At 58.4% G+C, this 3,027-nt stretch carries 3 protein-coding genes; 2 read left to right on the forward strand and 1 reads right to left on the reverse strand.

The window, feature by feature from the left end; translation table 11 throughout:
* Together EN925_RS30080 and EN925_RS30085 are read left to right on the forward strand one after the other, a co-directional pair.
* On the forward strand, positions 1-1,068 hold a 1,068-nt coding region (locus EN925_RS30080; protein WP_206632997.1), incomplete at its 5' end, for an acyltransferase.
* A gap of 221 nt (positions 1,069-1,289) precedes the next feature.
* Positions 1,290-2,300, forward strand: coding sequence for a glycosyltransferase family A protein (locus tag EN925_RS30085; RefSeq protein ID WP_024505411.1), 1,011 nt, complete (start codon positions 1,290-1,292; stop codon positions 2,298-2,300).
* A gap of 48 nt (positions 2,301-2,348) precedes the next feature.
* Here the strand turns inward: EN925_RS30085 and EN925_RS30090 are convergent.
* Positions 2,349-3,027 (reverse strand): glycosyltransferase family 4 protein (locus EN925_RS30090; protein WP_128337143.1); only part of this gene is annotated, 679 nt, incomplete at its 5' end.

Genomic DNA, 3,027 nt, shown 5'->3' on the forward strand with positions numbered 1-3,027 from the left:
CTGATAACCCGGGTGAACGCGGAATACCATCCGGCCGCCCGTACTGCTGGGGCAAGGAGGTTCTGGCACAATCCTCAGCTTTTGAGGCTCATATCCGCCTACGCCATCGGCTACATCCACATGTCCGGAGTGGTGAGCGCCGCCCATATTGAGCCGGGTGTCTTGGACATTTTCCGTTTCGGGACGGATCTGTTCATGGTTCTGGCCGGTTTTCTTACCGCGCATGTGCTTGGGAACAATGGCAGGTCGGCCGGCGCCTATTTGCGAACGAGGCTCATTCGAATCGTGCCCTTGTATTGGGGCGTCACGATTCTCGCATTTCTTGTCGAGAACTACGCGATGAAAAGCCATCAGAGGACCTTGTCCGAGCTTTTCATGTCGCTCGCCTTCGTCCCCTTCGGACCCTACCCCATCTTGTATCCGACGTGGACCTTGCTGGTAATCGTCGAATTCAGCCTGATCATCGCAGCTTTCCAACTCGTCAGCGTGAAATATGGGATCCTCTATTCCGCCGCCTTCGCGGTTCTTCTTGCGGTCGCGGGCGAGACATCAAGCATTGAGAACCCCATTTTCGTATTTTACACCAATCCGATCCTGATCGATTTCGCTTTCGGCATCGTCATCTTCAAGCTTTCCAACTCCGGGCTGTTCCCTTTCAAACTGCCGCGGAGCGGGGCCGTTACCCTCGCGGCGGCGGCAGTCGCCTTCGGAGCCTTAGCAGCAGTCTTGCGTCCTTTCTGTTGGCCGGCGCTGCCCCGTCTCCTCGCGCTCGGCATGCCGATGTCGGTCCTGTTGCTGGGGGTTGTCGCTCTGGAGCAGCTCGGTGTCTTCAGCGACTCCAAGCTCTTGAACTTTCTCGCCAAATGCACTTATGCGATCTACTTGACCCACTGGTTCGTGGCTATCGTATCCGAGAAGCTCGTTGCCGAAAGCGGAGATTCGGCGCGGCTCGCCTCGGTGCTGTTGTTCGTGACGCCCATGGCCGTCACCTGCGTTTCGGTGCTGGTTTATCTTTTTGCTGAAGTGCCGCTGACCCGATATCTCTCCGGCCGCTTCACAGGCAGCTGAATGAGACGGAGAGGCTGGCGATGAGGTTGCACCTGCCCCTACGCCTTTGGTCGATTGTCATCCCCTAGCCTTTTAGACGGCATGACCTTCCAGCCGATTTGTTGGAGGATGGGCCTGGAAACCAAGTCTTTGTCCTCGATCGTGGCGTGGTGCCTGTGCTGGCCCACATCAGGTCGCTCCGATAACCGAGGCGACCAATCAGGTAAGGGGAGCCTGTGCTGATGCCCAGCATCAATGTAGTCATACCCTGCTACAACGCTGATCGGTTCCTCGCGCAATGTATACGCAGTGTGCTTTCGCAAGGCATCGACGATCTCCGGATTGTTGTTATCGATAACGCGTCAACAGACGACAGCGTGGAAGTGGCACGCCGACTTGCCGCCCAAGACAGCCGGGTTGAAGTCGTGTGCCACGCCAGGAATGTAGGGCCAATTGCGTCCTTCAACGAAGGCGTCGAGCTTGCGCGAGGAGACTACTTCATCCTTTTGTGCGCCGACGATCTCCTGACAGACGGCTCGCTCCAACGCGCCGTTGATGTCCTCGAAAGCAATCCTGGGGCTGCTTTCGCCATAGGGTCTGATCTCAGCATGATCGAGGGGAAGGATTTTGCCGAACCAAGTCAACCAGATGGATGGCGCGTAACGGCGGGTGCCCGGTTCATTGAAGACTGTTGTCGTCATCTGGGCCATCTGGGAGTGTCCCTGGCCTTGGGAGCGGTGCTGGTCAGGATGACTGCGCAAAAGGCGGTGGGTCACTACCGTGCGTCACTCGCGCACGCGCCCGATTTGGAGATGGTGCTTCGCCTCGCGCGGTTGGGTTCAATCGTGGAATTCGAGGGCGCGCTCGGTATCCGACGCGTGCACGCAGCACAAATAACGGTGGTCCACTTTTCGGACAAATTAACGCAATTGAAAGAACGAGAGGCGGTATTCGCCAGCTTCTTCTCGTGCGAAGGCGCTGCCATGCCGGCGGCATCGGGGCTTCGTCGCATGGCAATGCGCCGGGTTGCCGATGCCGCTTATTGGTCGGCAGTCTCTCATATTGTCCGAGGAAGGACCGCTTGTGGCGTCGAATTGCTTAGATATAGCTTTTCGCTGTCTCCGATATTGAGGCTGTTTCCGCCGCTGGGCCATCTTTATCGAACGAAGGGCGCCGTCAGACGGGCCTTGGCAGTGGTTTCCGGTCGGTCGGGCTCGTCCACCCGCCAAGTGGAGCATGCGGATACAGCATAGTGCTGATCAAATCCTGTCGAGTGCCACTTTAGAGAGGCGCCCGCCTCCCTACACCATTTGTGATGACAAGCTGCTATCAGCCACCTGGCCTGCCTTGCGGAGCCAAGACAGGAACGGGCCATAGCACACATCGCAGGAAAAGAGGCTGGCGAATACATGCGCGGTACCCTCGGATTTCTGACGCCGAAGTTCCACATTGCTCAACAGCGCGATGACCGCCTGTGCAAAGTCTGCACCACCATTGGCCACGATCGCTCCCTCATCAAGTTGGTGGGGGTCACCTGCGTCCACACCTATCGAGGTCGTCACGAGGGGGCGGCCGTAAGACATGGCCTCGGCCACCTTTATCTTGACGCCGGCGCTGCCGGAAACGAGCGGGGCCACGACAAGCTGGGCGCGCCTATATTCGGGAGCGAGGTCCGGGAGCGCTCCCACACACTCCAGGCCGGCCGCCGGCGTAACCTCACATGTGAAGGCGGCGGTTCCGACGATGCGAACCCTTGCCGTGGGGCATGAGGTTCGAACAGTTGGCCAGACCTCCTTCAGGAACCACGACAGTGCGGCACGATTTGGCTCTGTGGCATTCCCGACGAAGAGAACGATGGGCTCATTGCTGTCGGGTTGCTTTTCGTGATTGTCGAAGCCCATGCCAAGAGAGATCACGCGTGTCACCCCGAGATGGTTGCGGGCGTAGGAGGCGTCATCCTTGCTGTTGAAACCGACACAC

Origin of the sequence: Mesorhizobium sp. M7A.F.Ca.US.006.04.2.1 (genome assembly GCF_004022915.1) — a bacterium.
Lineage (GTDB): Bacteria > Pseudomonadota > Alphaproteobacteria > Rhizobiales > Rhizobiaceae > Mesorhizobium > Mesorhizobium ciceri.